The following is a 15,880-nucleotide window of genomic DNA, read 5'->3' as shown; positions in this document are numbered from 1 at the left end:
TCCTTACCTGATGAAGGTAATTTCATATGAGAGTAATGGTAAGTCGTTTGTTTGATCGTTTCCCATGGCTTCATCTTCGCCAGAATTTAGAGAATCGGCGCGTCTGGAGGTCCATAGGTGTTTAAAAGTGTCACGCCTGTCCATTAATTCGGTCCAGTGTTCAAGCCATTCCGAGGAACTAAAAGACGTATGATTAAGACTATCGGCAGTGGTACCTACATTTCCCGAGAATGGTGAATCTGCCGCTTCTGTATTTTGGTGTTGATGTGTTTGATTGCTCAGGTCTCCACTTTCCTGTTCTGATGGTTGTGTGGCTGTCGGAATCTGGTACTCTCGCTTCCGATCGAATCCAGCGGGTAGGCGTTTGCCTTCCCAATCGCGATAGGTTTTAGCGTCGAACCAATTGATCCTGACCACGGGCTGCTCCGACTCACTCAAGCGGGGGGCGTGCCAGTAAGTCGGAGCAGGATGTCCGGTCACTCTTATGAATACTTTGAATGGCTTATTGGTCACTTCAAGAAGGTCGACATTGGATGTGACAGGTGGCACATGGTCTAGATAAGAGTTGTCGGACTTACCATTATTAAAATGTGCCCTCCCAACAGGGGTCGATTCCGTTTTTCGAGAATCTGCAGATAGATCTGCTTGCGAACAACTCGCAAGGGCGACGATCAAAAAGACCACTACTATGAGGATTGAGATTCTCTTATCCATCTCACCTTCACCAATTGTGTTGCTTGTTTCGATTGACCATGTGCCTCTCGCCATTCTCGTAAAACTAGCATTTCCATGAATCAATACATGTAAGATCCAAGTGGTGCTATCGAGTAATTATTTATTCATTTGTTTCATAATGATGTCGCGGGTCTGCTGATATTCTATGTTTTCTTTATCACCTTCTAGTGCCTTATCAATGGATGTGAGTGCGTCCTTCCACTCTTCTTTGCCCATGCTGATCAAGGCATGCATGAAGTCATACTGTACATTCTTCGCCATTTCACGAGATTCCGACTTCGCACATCTGAACCCTAACCCCACTCCATACGAGTTGTTTTCAGGTTGATTCCAAAAGCGATGGCTGGTGTGAAGCGAAGTGGATGGAGCGAGCCAGGAACCGCCTTTTAGTACTTTGACAGCTCCCTGATTGGCGAAGTTGATTCCTGTTGCTGGTCCTTGAGGATTCATCGCGGGACTGTCGTCGTAGTACTTGGGGTCGTACCAATCTGAAACCCATTCAAAGACATTGCCAGCCATATTATACAAGCCATATTCGCTTACACCTTCTGGATACGAATTAACCGCCGTGGTCTTGCCTACATTTTGTCCATAGTTTGCTTTCTCTTTGCTAAGTTCATGTCCCCAGGGATAATGGCTGCCTTGCTTACCTTTTGCTGCGCGTTCCCATTCAGCTTCGGTGGGGAGCCGTTTGCCTTTCCACTCACAAAATTTGCTGGCGTCATACCAGTTTACGCCTACCACCGGTTGGTCGGTCCCACTGAGACGAGGATCGTCCCAATAAGCTGGCGACGTATGACCTGTGTCTTTCAAGAACTCCTTATAATCCTTATTGGACACCTCAAATTTGTCGATGTGATATGCATCGAGAACAACTTGATGAGGTTTCTCGTCTCCATGCTCATTGCTTCCCATCGTAAACTCACCTCTGGGAATATGTGCCATATTTTTAGTGTCTTCTGCGAAGGCAATACCCAGTGGGTTTAATAAAAAAGTGCTTGCCAATAGTGCGGTGGTAACCGAGGTCGGTAGGTTTGTCATAACTTGGTCTCCTTTGTGTTGGTGGTTGATTGATGAATGGGAAGATTTTCCCGTATTTCACTACGCATTGTGGCGTACCAGGTATGAAGCACTTCTCTTGCTAGCGAATTTTGAATGGCGGGCTCCTGATGCTCGGTGGAGACTTGTTTTGTTGGGTCATTCTCACCATCCCCATCGGTGATCGCCTTCATGCGGTTTCGAAGAATCGTTGGATCTATTAACTCTCCGCACATGCAACATCTCTTGACGGTCACCTCTACTTCTGCATTGTCGCTTCCGACATCAAGGCAGTAATCGTGAATCATGAGACCGCCGCAACGATGACAATGTTCATCTCGGAGCATGCGGTCGATTGTGGCTGTGTTGCTCGTAATTTCTAACGGGTGATTATATGTGGGATGGTTTAACATGTGAATTAATCCTTTTTTGAGATTAATGTTTGTCTAAGGTATGTCTAAACATAATATAGTAAATTAATGTTTGTCAATGGTTATACGAAATTATTTTTGACGTACATTAGACAAGATGGTAGAAATAGTTAATGGCAATCTACAGGATCCATAGATTCTCAAAGCTTACAGGCCTTTCCCCACACGTTATTCGTGCTTGGGAAAAGCGGTACGACTTGGTTTCGCCTACACGTGGGAAGAACCGGTATCGCCAATACACCGATGAAGATGTAAAGTTTTTTCGCTACCTGAAAGAGGAGGTGGATAAAGGTCAGGCAATAGGAGCTCTGGCAGAACTTGGAAGGAAAGAACTTTTGAAGCGATCGAAAGTGGCATTAATAGAGTTGTCCCAGGTCGAAGCTCCCGCCGACCAACTGGTTTTGGAGCTGATCAGCGCTGTACAGCAACATGCACTTGATGTGTTTGAACGAAAACTCAATGGTGCCCTAGCGGTCATACCATTCGAAGAAGCCTTGCAGCGATTCTTATTTCCATTGCTTGAACGAGTTGGTGATCTGTGGCACGAAGGAAAGATTAGTGTGGCCCAAGAACATTATGTGTCGAATCTCGTGAAACAGAAAGTCTTTTCCGCGATGAATCAATTGCGTGTGATCGAAAACGGACCCAAGGTTGTTGTGGCTTGCCCGCAAAATGAGTTGCACTCGATAGGAGCCATGACAGTCGCATATCTGTGTGCGTCGCGTGGTTGTCGGACGCATTACCTTGGACCGCGTATGCCAATTGACGAGTTAGCAGGTTATTGTGATGCACTTCGTCCATCAATCATTTTTTTCTCTATCACCATGCGGCCTTCGGATGAGGAAGCCGAGTCTCTAGCGAGTGCTCTCGCGGCCCAGCTTACACGCATATCTCCGGTTGGAATCGGAGGGCAGGGGGTCGTTGATTATGAATCGGTCTTTGAAAAAGAAAAAATTGTCGTGTTTCGAACACTCAGGGATGTAGAGATTCATTTGTTGACACTGACTAATCATTAGTCTGTTAAAAAATATCGTCCAACTCACATGATTCGTTATTGTCTGTCCAGCGATTGCACAATTCTTGATGAGCCTTGCAGCGAGGAATGCATTCTGAAATCGTTCTTTGAAGCTTTTGATGCTATTCAATGTTAGAAACATTACACATTTACTTGATCCATAATTGAGATATCCCAAGAAATTTAATATCTACAAAAATCGTCACTTTCTTTGCATACCTAACTACAATTCAGAATTATGGAATCGAAACACTGGAGAGACGACAAACTTGTTCTCCTCACAGGAGTCACCGGTTATATCGGCGGACGGCTTGTCGGAGAGCTGATAAGGGTAGGATGCTCAGTCAGGTGTTTGGCTCGAAATCCTGAATATGCGCGCGCTCGAGTAGGGGAGGACAGTGAATGTGTGCGAGCTGATCTTCTCAAGCCGCAATCGTTGGCGCCTGCTTTGGATGGAGTTCACACCGCCTATTATCTTGTTCATTCCATGGGCTCAAGTAAATCCTTCGAAGCAGAAGAAGGTCAAGCCGCTAAAAATTTCGGGCGAGCCGCTGAGCAAGCCGGTGTTCATCGAATCATTTATCTCGGCGGGCTCGGTGATGATCGCACCAAGTTATCCGCTCATCTCCGAAGTCGTCATCGAGTCGGGGAGGAGCTACGCACATTCAATGTTCAAGTGATTGAATTTCGAGCTTCTGTCGTCATCGGTTCGGGAAGTCTTTCCTTCGAGATGGTGCGAGCGCTAGTGGAGCGGTTGCCCTTGATGATCACGCCTCGTTGGGTTTCTGTTCTAACCCAACCCATCGCCATCGGTGATCTTCTTCAGTATCTGATGGCCGGTTTGGACGTCGACGTTGAAGGTCATGCTATCTTCGAAATCGGTGGAACTGATCAGGTTTCTTACGGTGATCTCATGAAGGAATATGCCCGGCAGCGTAAATTACGTCGTGTCATGATCCCTGTCCCCTTCCTGACTCCACGGTTGTCTAGTTTATGGTTAGGCCTCGTGACTCCAGTCTATGCGCGTGTGGGTCGCAAGCTCATCGATGGTATTCGTTTCCCGACTATAGTGAAGGATGACTCTGCCTTGCAGCGCTTCCCCATTCGCCCGCGAGGTGTGAGCGAGGCTATTGCTTCTGCGTTACGCAACGAAGACCAAGCTCTCGCGGCCACCCGATGGTCCGATGCTACATCAGTCGGGGGATTGATGGACGACAATCAACCTACGCGCTTTGGAAACCGTCTGGTGGATACGCGTGAAGCATATGTTGACGTCACTCCGGAAGAGGCCTTTGGCCCAATTCGAAGGATTGGTGGGCGTACGGGGTATTACTATGCAGGATATCTCTGGCGACTGAGAGGGTTGATGGACGTCTTAGTTGGTGGGATAGGAATTCGCCGTGGTCGTCGTGACCCTGAATGGTTAAGCGTTGGGGATACGCTTGATTGGTGGAGAGTGGAATGTTTTGAACCCAATAAGCGACTGCGCCTTAGGGCAGAAATGAAACTTCCCGGTCGTGCGTGGCTAGATTTCGAAGTCCAAAAACAGGACGAAGGTTCCACGATTCGACAGACCGCTATCTTTGATCCGCTGGGAGTGCTCGGGCTCCTGTATTGGTATGTGACCTATCCCGCCCATCAATTGATATTCCCTGGAATGTTACAAGGTATTGTCAACGAAGCGTTAAGCACCCGTTCCTCTAACTGAAACGTCACCAGGTCTTGAAGAAGAAAATTGTATAATGAAAATTTCTCATGCTTCACATCCACTTATTCGCATGACCGATTGCGGTCTATTTTGTGAAGAAGGTAATTTTTATATCGATCCAGTCAGAGGGCCGGTTCAACATGCGGTGATTACTCATGGACATTCCGATCACGCACGTGGTGTTTCGAACTTCTATTACGCGACCTCGATGTCTGAGCCGATTTTGCGTAAGCGTTTGGGTTGTGACATTGATTTAACTTTGACAGATTATGGTGACACAATCACCCTCGGCACGACAAAGGTAAGTTTTCATCCTGCAGGACATATTCTTGGTTCGGCACAAATCAGGGTTGAAGCCAACGGAGAGGTCTGGGTTGTGACCGGAGACTTCAAACGTGATCATGATCCCACTTGTGCCCCGTTCGAAGTTGTACCCTGCGACACATTGATCAGCGAAGCCACGTTTGCGCTTCCGATCTATCGATGGAAACCTGCAAGGGACGTCGCCCTAGAGATTCTCAGGTGGTGGGATAAAAATATTTCAGAGCAGCAGGTATCGGTATTGTTTTGCTATGCACTTGGCAAGGCGCAGCGTGTGTTGGCGGAGCTTGCCAGCCTGACCGATCGCAGTGTTTTGCTGCATGGAGCTGTTGTGCCCATCACAGAGATCTATCGAGAGGCAGGCGTTCAAATGCTGCCCACTTCCAGGGTTGATTTACAGACGAAACGCGATTACTCCGGTGAAATGATCATTGCTCCTCCTAGTGCCGCCGGCTCTCTATGGATGCGTCGTTTTAAGCGGGCGCAAACTGGCTTCTGTTCGGGCTGGATGCGAGTACGAGGTCAACGTCGACGACGTGGTTACGATCGAGGTTTTGTGCTCTCTGACCATGCCGATTGGCCATCGTTATTACAAACTCTTTCTGAGAGCCAAGCGCGTCACATACAACTTCACCATGGATATTCTGATATTTTGGTTCGGTATTTATGTGAGCAGGGAGTGCATGCTGAGGGGTTGGGCGCTCCTTTTGCTGAAATGGAATCTGATCCCGAATGAAACGATTTGCCAAGCTATATCGAGATCTTGATCACACTACTTCTACGAAGAGGAAGATGGCAGTGATGCGACAGTATTTCGATGCTGCGGATGCAGAGGATTCAGCCTGGGCGCTGTACCTCTTATCGGGTCGACGAATCAAGCGATTGGTGGGGGCTGCAAATCTACGACAATGGATGATCGAATCCTCAAAGCTTCCAGCATGGTTGGTTGAAGAGGTGTATGCCAATGTGGGTGATTTGGCCGAAACAGCTGCTCTCTTGACTGATTCAACTGGTCGGCAGGACGAGTTTGCTGACCGCCGCCTGTCTGAGTGGATGCATCACGAGATATTAGCGCTTCGCGATCAATCACTTGAAGAGCAACGCCTTCAAATTATGGGCTGGTGGGGTCGTTTGGATTATGACATGAACTATTTGGTGACGAAACTGTTAACCGGCTCGTTCCGAGTCGGCGTATCACAACTTCTTGTTGCCCGAGCCGTTGCGGAATATGCGGGATTACCGTCCTCAGTTATCCTGCATCGCATGACGGGACACTGGCAACCAACGAAAGAATTCTATCAAGGGCTTATCGATTCAGAAATTAGTCAGACGCATTTCTCGCAACCCTATCCATTCTGTTTGGCGAGTCCACTCGATCAGGGAGTGACGGTGAAAGCTATAAGCGAACAATTGGGTGATATACAAGATTGGAACATTGAGTGGAAGTGGGATGGTATTCGTGCCCAGGTTGTGCGTCGTCAGGGAGAATGTTTCATCTGGACTCGCGGAGAGGAACTGGTCACGGAGCACTTTCCCGAGGTACGCGACGCTTGCGCGGTATTACCCGATGGCACTGTTCTCGATGGAGAAATACTTGCGTGGTCAGAAGACACAGGCGTCATGGAATTTACATCATTACAACGTCGTATTAATCGCAAACATGTCAGCCCGAAAATGTTACGAGAGATACCGATCTGTTTCATGGCCTATGATCTGATTGAGTCTGGTAACAAGGACATCCGTGAAACATCGACCGAAGAACGCCGAGCGTTACTCGAGGAGGCTTGCCCACCGGGTCATCCTCTTTTGAAGATTTCGCCATTGCTTCCCATATCGAGTTGGGAGAATGCGGCCTCTCACCGTGAACAATCTCGTGAACGCCGGGTTGAGGGTTTGATGCTGAAACATCGAAAGGCTATGTATGAAACGGGTCGACGACGGGGCCAATGGTGGAAGTGGAAGGTGACTCCGTTCACTATCGATGCGGTCATGCTCTATGCACAACCTGGTCATGGTCGACGTGCCAATTTATACACTGACTATACGTTCGCCGTCTGGCGTGATGATGAACTAGTCCCGATCGCCAAGGCCTATTCTGGTCTCGATAGTCAGGAGATTCATGAATTAGACTCATGGATTCGAAAAAACACAACCGAACGTTTTGGTCCTGTGCGGTCGGTGATGCCTGAACAAGTTTTTGAACTTGCCTTTGAGGGCCTTAATCGTTCAACACGTCATAAATCAGGTGTCGCTGTTCGTTTCCCACGGATTGCGCGATGGCGACGTGATCTCAACGCAAAAGATGCGAATACCCTTGCTGACTTACAGGCTCAGGTTCAGCAGGTCTTAAAATGATTGCGGCTGCACGCGTCAAGCAGTGGTTTCAACAAAATGCTTGGAGTCCCTTACCGTTCCAACGTGAGGCTTGGAAGGCCTACGAGAGAGGAAAGTCAGGTCTCATTCACTCACCAACGGGAAGTGGGAAGTCACTCGCCGTTTGGCTTGGTCCGGTCAGCCGTGCCATTGATGCACACGATACAAGTCGAGGTCTTAAAGTCCTTTGGATCACTCCGTTGCGCGCATTGGCCCATGATACGGCTAAAAATCTTCAGTGCGCGGTCGATGCGCTTGAATTAGCTTGGCGCGTAGACGTGAGAACGGGCGATACAGGGGCTTCGACACGAGTTCGTCAGCGACGTGCTCCGCCGCATGCCCTCATCACCACCCCTGAAAGTCTGTCGTTACTCCTTATATATGCTGAGACTAATCAGTTGTTTGCGGACCTGCAGTCAATTGTCGTTGATGAGTGGCATGAGCTCATTGGCAGTAAACGTGGTGTCCAACTTGAACTTTGTCTTGCTCGATTGCGGGCGTTACGCCCTGCCGTTCAAACTTGGGGGTTATCCGCGACTTTAGGCAATACTAAGCAGGCTATGGAAACTTTAATCGGACCGAATCGTCAAGGAATATTGATCTCAGGCGTGACGCCAAAAGTTACCGAGATTCGCGCATTACTTCCCCGCTCCGTCGGACGATTTCCTTGGGGAGGCCATTTGGGCCTTGTGTTGTTACCTCAGGTGCTTAGCCTACTCGAGCGAGGGGGTACCTCCTTAGTATTTACAAATACTCGATCGCAGGCTGAGCAATGGTTTGAAGCTTTACTGAAAGCCCGACCGGACTGGCTTGATGAGGTCGAACTCCATCATGGCTCAATTGACCACACGTTGCGCCATCATATCGAGACACACTTACGCACTGGAGCGCTACGCTGCGTTGTATGCACCTCATCTTTAGATCTTGGGGTGGATTTCAGTCCTGTTGACCAAGTCATACAAGTCGGAAGTCCTAAAGGTGTTGCACGATTGATTCAAAGAGCCGGTCGAAGCGGACACGCTCCAAACGCGATCTCAAGGATTGAGTGTGTTCCGACCCATGCCTTCGAGTTGGTAGAGATCGCCGCCGCACGTCTTGCCGCAGAAAAGGGTCAGATAGAATCAAAAAAACCGTTAAGGATGTGCCTTGACGTGCTAGTTCAACACTTAGTCACGATGGCGTTGGGGAGCGGATTTACCGTGTCCACGATGCGCGAGGAAATTGAGTCGACATCTGCATTTTCTGGAATGCGTGATGAGCAGTGGCAGTGGGCGTTAGATTTTATTACTCGTGGCGGTCAGGCACTGCAAGGCTACCCTCAATATCAAAAAGTCACTGTGGAGCAAGGACTGTATCGTGTCACAGACCGACGTATAGCCTCCCATCATCGCATGAGCATTGGCACGATTTCGAGTCAGTCTTCCATGAATGTACGGTGGTTGCGAGGAGGCATGCTCGGCCATATTGAGGAAAGTTTTATTGCTAAACTCAACAAGGGTGACAATTTTTTATTTGCAGGACGACTGGTCAGACTTGTGCAGGTCAGAGATATGACGGCATATGTCCAACAAGCAATGCGAGGTCAGCGGACCGTTCCACGCTGGCAAGGGGGGCGTATGCCTCTCACCACAGAGCTTGCTGACAGTGTGGTGTCACTTTTCGGCAAAACGCAGACGACGAATGTCTCCGAACCCGAGATCAGAGCGATCGACGATCTTTTGACGTTGCAGTCTCGTTGGTCGAAAGTCCCCGCTCCGTCTATTCTGCTAGTCGAATACATTAAAAGTCGAGAAGGGCATAGTGTATTTTGTTATCCATTCGGTGGACGTCTCACGCATGAGGGGCTTGCCACCTTGTTGGCGTACCGACTCTCACGTCTATGCCCGATTACTTTTAAGATCTCCGTCAACGATTATGGATTTGAATTACTCTCTCAAGAGAAGCCCCCAATCACTGAACCCATATTGCATGCAGCGTTTTCTGATAAACATTTAGAGGAGGATCTCAAGGCGTGTATGAATACGACAGAGCTCGCACGTCGTCAATTTCGTGACATTGCAAGAATTGCGGGTCTCGTGTTTCAAGGTTATCCGGGGAAAAACAAATCCACGAAGCAATTACAAGCCTCAAGTAGCCTCATGTACGATGTATTGAAAAAATACGATGGAACGAACTTGTTACTTGAACAGGCCTGGCAAGAGGTCGTAGACAATCAACTTCAGGCAGAACGTCTTCGGAGAATACTTGAGCGGATTACTGTCCAAAACATTTCTATTCAAGAGCCGACACGACTCACCCCACTGGCGTTTCCTCTCTGGGCAGAACGTGTGCAAAGTCAAACCGTCTCCAGCGAAAGTTGGCGTCGACGAGTTCTGAAGATGGTTCAATCTCTGGAGAAACGTGCGGCTCGACGTGAACGAATCCATGTGAAAGCTAAATCGAAGACAAGGTAGTCCTTATGAACGCGAAGGACACGACTTACGTGACCGACCTCGCAGTCGAATGCCAAGGCGAAATGCTATTATTGAACAACTTGGGAGCGGTGTATCGGCCTCATACTCGCACCGTTCTCATTGCAGATTTACATCTTGGTAAAGATGCTGAGTTTGGTCGTGCAGGTCTGCCCACGCCCTACGGAATCAGCGTTTCCAATTTTCAGCGTCTTTCAATACTGCTAGAAACCTATGAGCCTGATCGGCTTATTGTGCTTGGTGATTTCATGCACGCCATACCAAAGAATGCGGATACTTGGCCGACAGAACTCTCGCAATGGCTCGATCGTTATCCAAGAGTCACCGTGGCCGTGGTAGGTGGTAATCACGATCATGTGTCAGGTCGGGGAAAGATCGATTTACGTGTGCAATGGTTATCAGAACCCTATCTGGCTCCACCTTTTGCTTATGCCCATCAACCGATAGCACACGAGTCGCTCTTTGTCCTCTCCGGTCATATTCATCCAACTTTCGTATTAGCTACTCGACACGACCGCATTCGTACTCCAGTCTTTTGGTTTCGTTCACATATGGCCGTGTTGCCGGCGTTTGGTACATTCACTGGTGGATATAACATCACGCGAGATGTAGACGACCGAATATTTTTAATCGGTCCTCAAGATATTATAGAAATACCTTCGTAGTCTGGTGAACGAGTGAGAAACAACGATGAGCGTTATTTTCGACATTGATGGATTTCTTGAGTGATCTTATGTGACAAAGATTGAGTTTATTGTTTTCTGGCCTTCTGGTTTTCCACGAGATGTTAGTCTCGTTCCAGTATGTTCAGGAGGGAGTGCCTGATTCTTCTCCAACACTATTTTTACAATAGAAAATTTCTTTAACTCACTGAAATCTTCATCTTCGAGCAGTCGTTGCGGCTTCCGAGTCGAGGGTTTCGTTCATACCGATTTGTGTCGTTCAAGAAAACCAAATATTGATTTGTGATTGGACAACGTATCAATGGGTGACGAGCACACTGCTCGCCGTCTTTGCTCATTGCCTGAATAGAGAGAGTCTACCAGATATCGAGGGCTTGGTGGCACGCGTAATGCCTGCTCATTCACGGTACTTTGACCTGTCCTACTTTATCCATTCATCTCAATGGTCACTCATATGATTCTTAGGATTCATCGGAGTGGGGCAACTATGTGAATCTGTTATTCGATGGTCAGAATGGCCCAGATAGCCCAGCAGATGACAAATACTTCCCCAAGTATGATACTTCCTAGAACTGTGAGAAGAATTTTGTACCACATAACGATTTTCTGTTCTGTCAATTATAGTCTTGGATGAGGGCGACAACGATAGATCTCTCTATCAAATCTCTACAGCATACCTTTGGGTTAGACTGATGAATCCACAAAGCCACTCAGGTGTTGTTATTTCTCTCACACCTGTTCATCACGATCTAATTTCTTTAAGAACCTCTTGGCATCTGCCTTAACGGTTTCAGTTTTTTTACACCCATATTCTCCAGCGTTCGAAAAGAATGGCCGAGACGTGGGTTTCCTCTAAGCTTATCCGCATTGCGAATAAAAAAATTCCAATAAAGATAGTTGAACGGGCACGCTTGTGGTCCAGTTTTTTTATTCACGTTGTACGTGCAGCTTTTACAATAATCAGACATACGGTTAATATACGAACCTCCTGCAGCATACGGCTTACTTGCCAGATAGCCTCCATCCGCAAACAACGTCATTCCTGAAACATTTGGTAGCTCTACCCATTCATATGCGTCGGCGTAAACAATCAAATACCATTCGTTTACTTCTTTCGGATTAATGCCGGCAAGTAGCGCAAAATTCCCCAAGACCATGAGACGTTGAATATGGTGGGCATAGGCATTCTGTTTAGTGTCGAGAACGCATTGACGAAGACAATTCATTTTTGTGTCACCAGACCAGTAGAGCCAGGGAAGCTTGCGCTGAGCATTAAAAAAATTCTCTTTAGAATATTCCGGCATTTTTAGCCAATAAATTCCTCGGACATATTCACGCCAACCCAATATTTGCCTGATAAATCCTTCTACGGCATTTAAGGGGGCGTGTCCCTCAGTAAAAGTGCATTCTGCAGCCTGAATGACCTCCAAGGGTTCGAGTAGGCCGCAATTTAAATAGTGACTTATATGTGAATGATACATCCATGGTTCGCCTTGAAGCATGGCGTCCTGATATTCGCCAAAATGGGGCAATCGCAAATTCAAAAAGTCTTTGAGTTTTTGGAGGGCTTGTTTTCGCGTCACCGCATAATGAAATGGCTCAAGGTCACCGAAATGAGTAGAGAATTTCCTGTGCACGAGATCGAATACGCTCTTGGTCGTAACATCCGGCACACACGTTGTTGGGGATGGAGGTCTTAGCTCTTTTGAGGGAGGCTTTCGATTTTGTGTGTCAAGGTTCCATTTTCCTCCGACCGGTCGATTGCCATCCATAAGAATATTGTATTTCTTCCGCATCTCGCGGTAGAAATACTCCATGCGGAGCTGCTTGCGACCATTGGCCCAATCGGCCATTTCTTCCGGTGTGCACAGGAATCGATTGTCGGAACGGATTTCAACAGAGATGCCTAATTCGGACTCCCAATCTTGTATGTCTTTTAAAACACGGTATTCGGATGGCATAGTGATAATGATTTGATCCGGTTTATGAATGTGCGTGATTCGTCTAATTTCACCTCGAAACGAACCTTTATTCTTCGGATCATCAAGCTTGATATAGTGAACCCGAAAACCCTTGTCTGTCAGCTCTTCTGCAAAATGCCTCATGGCGGAAAACAAAAAGGCAATCTTCTTTTTGTGATGTTTGACGTACGTCGCTTCTTCCCAGACTTCGCACATGAGGATGGCGTCTCTTTTAGGAACAACGTCTGAAAGGCTAGAAATGTTATGGCTAAGCTGATCACCGAGAACAAGACGTAAAACCATGGCGAATATTCAAAAAGCTTTCGGATTGAAAAACGTGAAGAGACTATCAGACACATGTTAGGTCTAAGTACGCATTATAGAGAGCGTATTACAGTCTATCAGCCATATTGTGAAAATATCTAATACACTCAACCCCAACACGACCGCAGCCGTTGAAAGTATAGATGGAGTGATTTTTTTGAAATCGAATATAATGTCTTCATTTGGGAACACTATCAAGACCTTCACGGTGATCAATTTGATTCGAACAGCATGCTTGCAGATGTATCGGATGTATAGAATGATGAAACTTCCTAAAATTGACTCATCATTGCTTCTCTTCAAAACATTCAGTGGAAATGTAGATATACGTTTGTAACTATTCAGATTGACTTTGCGAGTCACTGACGCCCCATTTACGCAGCCATCGATGGTTCATGCATAGAGAGCCAAGCCCTTTTGGTAGTCGGACAGGGCCGTAATCCTTTTCTCAGCAACTTGCAACTTAGATCCGGAGCGTGAGTCTGGAAATTCTCTCGCTTAGGCTCCGGTATTAAGCCGACGGCACATTATTCATCGCAGAACGTCGTGCCTAACTTACGAGATAAGAAAGGTTCAATTGAAGAAAAGATGCTCATGTGAATGAGGAGTTGTGTCGTCTTTTACGCCTCATTCCTTCAATGTGCTACAGTACCCTATACAATAAAAGTTTACGTTCTATTAACCCAATCCCAGAGGGAGAACATGAAAGCTCTATTTCAGGCGATATTTTTGGGATTAATGTTGTTTGCTGATCTGACCCATGCCGCGACAACAGAAAAAGAGCAAGCAAGATGCCAACAGTTGGCTCAGGACTTTGCAGAAGACCCATACTCTATAACAATGGTACGCTTACGACAACTTCAATTCTGCATCAACCAAACAGTGGCCCAACGAGAAACACGTAATCCGCCAACGACTCTCAAAGGCACAATTATTGAACCTCTTTCGTCTTCTGAAAGCGAACCTTCATCAATACCACCCGAGGTTCGAATTGGGGATTAATTGTGAGGTCACCAGTCGTCTGTTATGGTTAATGCAAATCAATCGGACCGATATTCTCTCTGATACAACACAGGCATACTAAACAGTTCGTGAGGAGGGTTCATATCTTGCCCAATGTTTCGCTTAATTTTTTTACCTTCATAATACGTCCATTTTGATTGCTCGTCTGCTTTAGCTCCTTAGCTATATCAGGATGTTCCGTGTTTGGTCACAGTAGCACAAAGATTGCCCCTTATACCGTTGTCGAGAAGGAAGACAATCTTGAGCTGCGTTATTATGAACGCTTACTTCTAGTCGGTACACCCACGCCAGAGGGCCTGGAGGATCAGAAAGCGCCGTTTTATAAACTTTTTGATTATCTTTCAGGTAAAAACCAAGATACTCGGGAAATTCCGATGACGACCCCAGTCTTTATGAATCAGGCCGGTCAAAAAACAGAAACTATGGCGTTTGTTTTGCCGACAAGCTTCACAATTGAAGAGGTACCCCAACCACAAGACCCTGCAGTGAAGCTCGAACACATAACGGATTATCTCGTAGCCACCATAACTTTCAGCGGTTCATTGGGCCAGGACAATATCAATCAACACAAAGCACTTCTTGAAAAATGGATGATGTAAAAAGGCTATCGCAAGGCCGGACAGGCGAAGGCAGCTGGATACAATCCACCCTTTACCATTCCAACTCTGAGACGAAATGAGGTTTTGATTCCCGTTATGAAACCATGAATATTCGAACCTTCCGCCCGTAAGTCAGACCGACACGGTCATACAATTCCGCGTTGACGACTAGGCAGCGTGAAACAGACAACTCTCAGCGATCAGCGTCACTTGTTTCCCTGTGAGGTTAAGTATGCCGCCAAATGACCATCAGTAGTACGACCTCAGCTTTCTCATGTTGACGAGATAACCAGGGGACAGGAATAACCCCTGGGTTTTTATAACTAAAGGCCGTAATCAACAAACTAAGGGGAAGAATGATTCAGTGGGTCAGTGTTCTCTAAAGACTCCCTAGGCTGACTGCCAACTATGTCGTCATTACCGGTAAAAGTAACTGATTTTGGGATTCGGTGCGACCGTAAAAAGTCTCACTTCATCTTTAAGAGTAGTAGGAAGAGAAGTCTTCACTATTTCTTTCTCTTTAGATCTAACCAGAGAAGTAAAATTTTCCCAATGAGGTTGCTCAGGTGAAATGTTCATACGAAGCATCCTCTGGGTCCGGGGTGTATCCACATCAAAATGCCAAGTCCCAAGGTAAATCGTTTCGTTGGGCGCTACGTGAAATTGTAAGCTGACATGAGATTCCATCATCATAGGACCTTCATTAATCTGAACTCGTATCACTTCGTAGTCTCCAGGATTCAGCGCGACAAAAAAGGCCTTCCCCGCAGACTGTACGTTGACCCGAAATCGTTCCCCTGTCGCAAGGTTTAATAGATGAAAAAACCGGAGTTGTGTTTCATAACCTCGGGAATAGGGACCAGATGACACAACTTTGATCAATCCCACCACCATGGACTCTTGACCTATCGCCTCGGGTGAGGCTTTCTCGGGTATGCCGACGCAACCGGTCAAAAACATACCGCAAGTGCACATGATCCATCCAAGTCGCAAAGCCCAATTTGAATAACCGCTTATGGCTTTGAATCCGATCAAGTGCTTCTTTCTCTTTTTCTACAAACCGAACTGTTAACCCACATGTTGACTTTCTTACATTATACCAACCCCTCGCTTGTCCATTCCATCAACAATGGTCAACTCCTAATTCAACACAACGATCTTGTGAGGTTGAATGCCTCATCAATCTTGTACGCTAATT

At 46.9% G+C, this 15,880-nt stretch carries 12 protein-coding genes and 1 pseudogene; 8 read left to right on the top strand and 5 right to left on the bottom strand.

Features of this window, described 5'->3' with window-relative positions:
* Positions 1–3 precede the first annotated feature (3 nt).
* The 3 genes from ACWQXP_RS11100 to ACWQXP_RS11090 form a co-directional block, all read right to left on the bottom strand.
* The gene (locus ACWQXP_RS11100; RefSeq protein ID WP_454062885.1) at positions 4–714 is read right to left on the bottom strand and encodes an SUMF1/EgtB/PvdO family nonheme iron enzyme; all 711 of its coding nucleotides are present in this window, start codon (positions 712–714) and stop codon (positions 4–6) included.
* A gap of 117 nt (positions 715–831) precedes the next feature.
* Positions 832–1,776, bottom strand: a complete 945-nt coding sequence (locus tag ACWQXP_RS11095) for a formylglycine-generating enzyme family protein (protein WP_454062884.1) — start codon at positions 1,774–1,776, stop codon at positions 832–834.
* Positions 1,773–2,186, bottom strand: coding sequence for a hypothetical protein (locus tag ACWQXP_RS11090; protein ID WP_454062883.1), 414 nt, complete (start codon positions 2,184–2,186; stop codon positions 1,773–1,775). Before ACWQXP_RS11090 ends, ACWQXP_RS11095 begins: the two co-directional genes overlap by 4 nt.
* 131 nt (positions 2,187–2,317) lie before the next feature.
* Between ACWQXP_RS11090 and ACWQXP_RS11085 the strand changes: the two genes are divergently transcribed.
* The 6 genes from ACWQXP_RS11085 (at position 2,318) to pdeM (ending at position 10,757) form a co-directional block, all read left to right on the top strand.
* Positions 2,318–3,220: a MerR family transcriptional regulator gene (locus ACWQXP_RS11085; RefSeq protein ID WP_454062882.1), complete on the top strand. Its 903-nt coding sequence runs from the start codon at positions 2,318–2,320 to the stop codon at positions 3,218–3,220.
* 237 nt (positions 3,221–3,457) lie between these two features.
* A complete protein-coding gene (locus tag ACWQXP_RS11080; RefSeq protein WP_454062881.1) occupies positions 3,458–4,927 on the top strand; it encodes an SDR family oxidoreductase in 1,470 nt (489 codons plus the stop codon).
* A gap of 34 nt (positions 4,928–4,961) precedes the next feature.
* Positions 4,962–5,984: a ligase-associated DNA damage response exonuclease gene (locus ACWQXP_RS11075; protein ID WP_454062880.1), complete on the top strand. Its 1,023-nt coding sequence runs from the start codon at positions 4,962–4,964 to the stop codon at positions 5,982–5,984.
* On the top strand, positions 5,981–7,603 hold the full coding sequence (locus ACWQXP_RS11070) for an ATP-dependent DNA ligase (RefSeq protein WP_454062879.1): 1,623 nt from the start codon (positions 5,981–5,983) through the stop codon (positions 7,601–7,603). The genes ACWQXP_RS11075 and ACWQXP_RS11070 overlap by 4 nt, the downstream gene beginning before the upstream one ends.
* Entirely contained in the window at positions 7,600–10,074 is a 2,475-nt protein-coding gene (locus ACWQXP_RS11065; protein ID WP_454062878.1) for a ligase-associated DNA damage response DEXH box helicase, read from the top strand. The genes ACWQXP_RS11070 and ACWQXP_RS11065 overlap by 4 nt, the downstream gene beginning before the upstream one ends.
* Positions 10,075–10,079: 5 nt before the next feature.
* Positions 10,080–10,757 carry a ligase-associated DNA damage response endonuclease PdeM gene (gene pdeM / locus ACWQXP_RS11060; RefSeq protein WP_454062877.1) on the top strand — a complete coding sequence of 226 codons (678 nt, stop codon included), beginning with the start codon at positions 10,080–10,082 and terminating at the stop codon, positions 10,755–10,757.
* Between the two features lie 747 nt (positions 10,758–11,504).
* On the opposite strand, the pseudogene ACWQXP_RS11055 reads toward pdeM, so the two are convergent.
* Positions 11,505–13,039 (bottom strand): annotated as a pseudogene (locus ACWQXP_RS11055) (cryptochrome/photolyase family protein).
* A 723-nt stretch (positions 13,040–13,762) separates the two neighbouring features.
* Here ACWQXP_RS11055 and ACWQXP_RS11050 point away from each other — a divergent pair.
* Together ACWQXP_RS11050 and ACWQXP_RS11045 are read left to right on the top strand one after the other, a co-directional pair.
* Entirely contained in the window at positions 13,763–14,062 is a 300-nt protein-coding gene (locus ACWQXP_RS11050; RefSeq protein WP_454062876.1) for a hypothetical protein, read from the top strand.
* Positions 14,063–14,262: 200 nt separating this feature from the next.
* Complete coding sequence (locus tag ACWQXP_RS11045) at positions 14,263–14,682, top strand: SOUL family heme-binding protein (RefSeq protein WP_454062875.1); 420 nt, start codon at positions 14,263–14,265, stop codon at positions 14,680–14,682.
* A gap of 417 nt (positions 14,683–15,099) precedes the next feature.
* On the opposite strand, the gene ACWQXP_RS11040 is transcribed toward ACWQXP_RS11045, so the two are convergent.
* Positions 15,100–15,657: a hypothetical protein gene (locus ACWQXP_RS11040; RefSeq protein WP_454062874.1), complete on the bottom strand. Its 558-nt coding sequence runs from the start codon at positions 15,655–15,657 to the stop codon at positions 15,100–15,102.
* Positions 15,658–15,880: the final 223 nt, after the last annotated feature.

It is taken from the genome of Candidatus Nitrospira salsa (genome assembly GCF_965152625.1).
Note: the sequence above shows the minus strand (reverse complement) of the source record. Positions and strands in the feature narration are given on the sequence as shown.

Excerpts from the sequence above, each read along its gene's own strand:
- ACWQXP_RS11100 (WP_454062885.1), bottom strand. The coding sequence starts at position 714 with ATGGATAAGAGAATCTCAATCCTCATAGTAGTGGTCTTTTTGATCGTC.
- ACWQXP_RS11095 (WP_454062884.1), bottom strand. The coding sequence starts at position 1,776 with ATGACAAACCTACCGACCTCGGTTACCACCGCACTATTGGCAAGCACT.
- ACWQXP_RS11090 (WP_454062883.1), bottom strand. The coding sequence starts at position 2,186 with ATGTTAAACCATCCCACATATAATCACCCGTTAGAAATTACGAGCAAC.
- ACWQXP_RS11085 (WP_454062882.1), top strand. The coding sequence starts at position 2,318 with ATGGCAATCTACAGGATCCATAGATTCTCAAAGCTTACAGGCCTTTCC.
- ACWQXP_RS11080 (WP_454062881.1), top strand. The coding sequence starts at position 3,458 with ATGGAATCGAAACACTGGAGAGACGACAAACTTGTTCTCCTCACAGGA.
- ACWQXP_RS11075 (WP_454062880.1), top strand. The coding sequence starts at position 4,962 with ATGAAAATTTCTCATGCTTCACATCCACTTATTCGCATGACCGATTGC.
- ACWQXP_RS11070 (WP_454062879.1), top strand. The coding sequence starts at position 5,981 with ATGAAACGATTTGCCAAGCTATATCGAGATCTTGATCACACTACTTCT.
- ACWQXP_RS11065 (WP_454062878.1), top strand. The coding sequence starts at position 7,600 with ATGATTGCGGCTGCACGCGTCAAGCAGTGGTTTCAACAAAATGCTTGG.
- pdeM (WP_454062877.1), top strand. The coding sequence starts at position 10,080 with ATGAACGCGAAGGACACGACTTACGTGACCGACCTCGCAGTCGAATGC.
- ACWQXP_RS11050 (WP_454062876.1), top strand. The coding sequence starts at position 13,763 with ATGAAAGCTCTATTTCAGGCGATATTTTTGGGATTAATGTTGTTTGCT.
- ACWQXP_RS11040 (WP_454062874.1), bottom strand. The coding sequence starts at position 15,657 with ATGTGCACTTGCGGTATGTTTTTGACCGGTTGCGTCGGCATACCCGAG.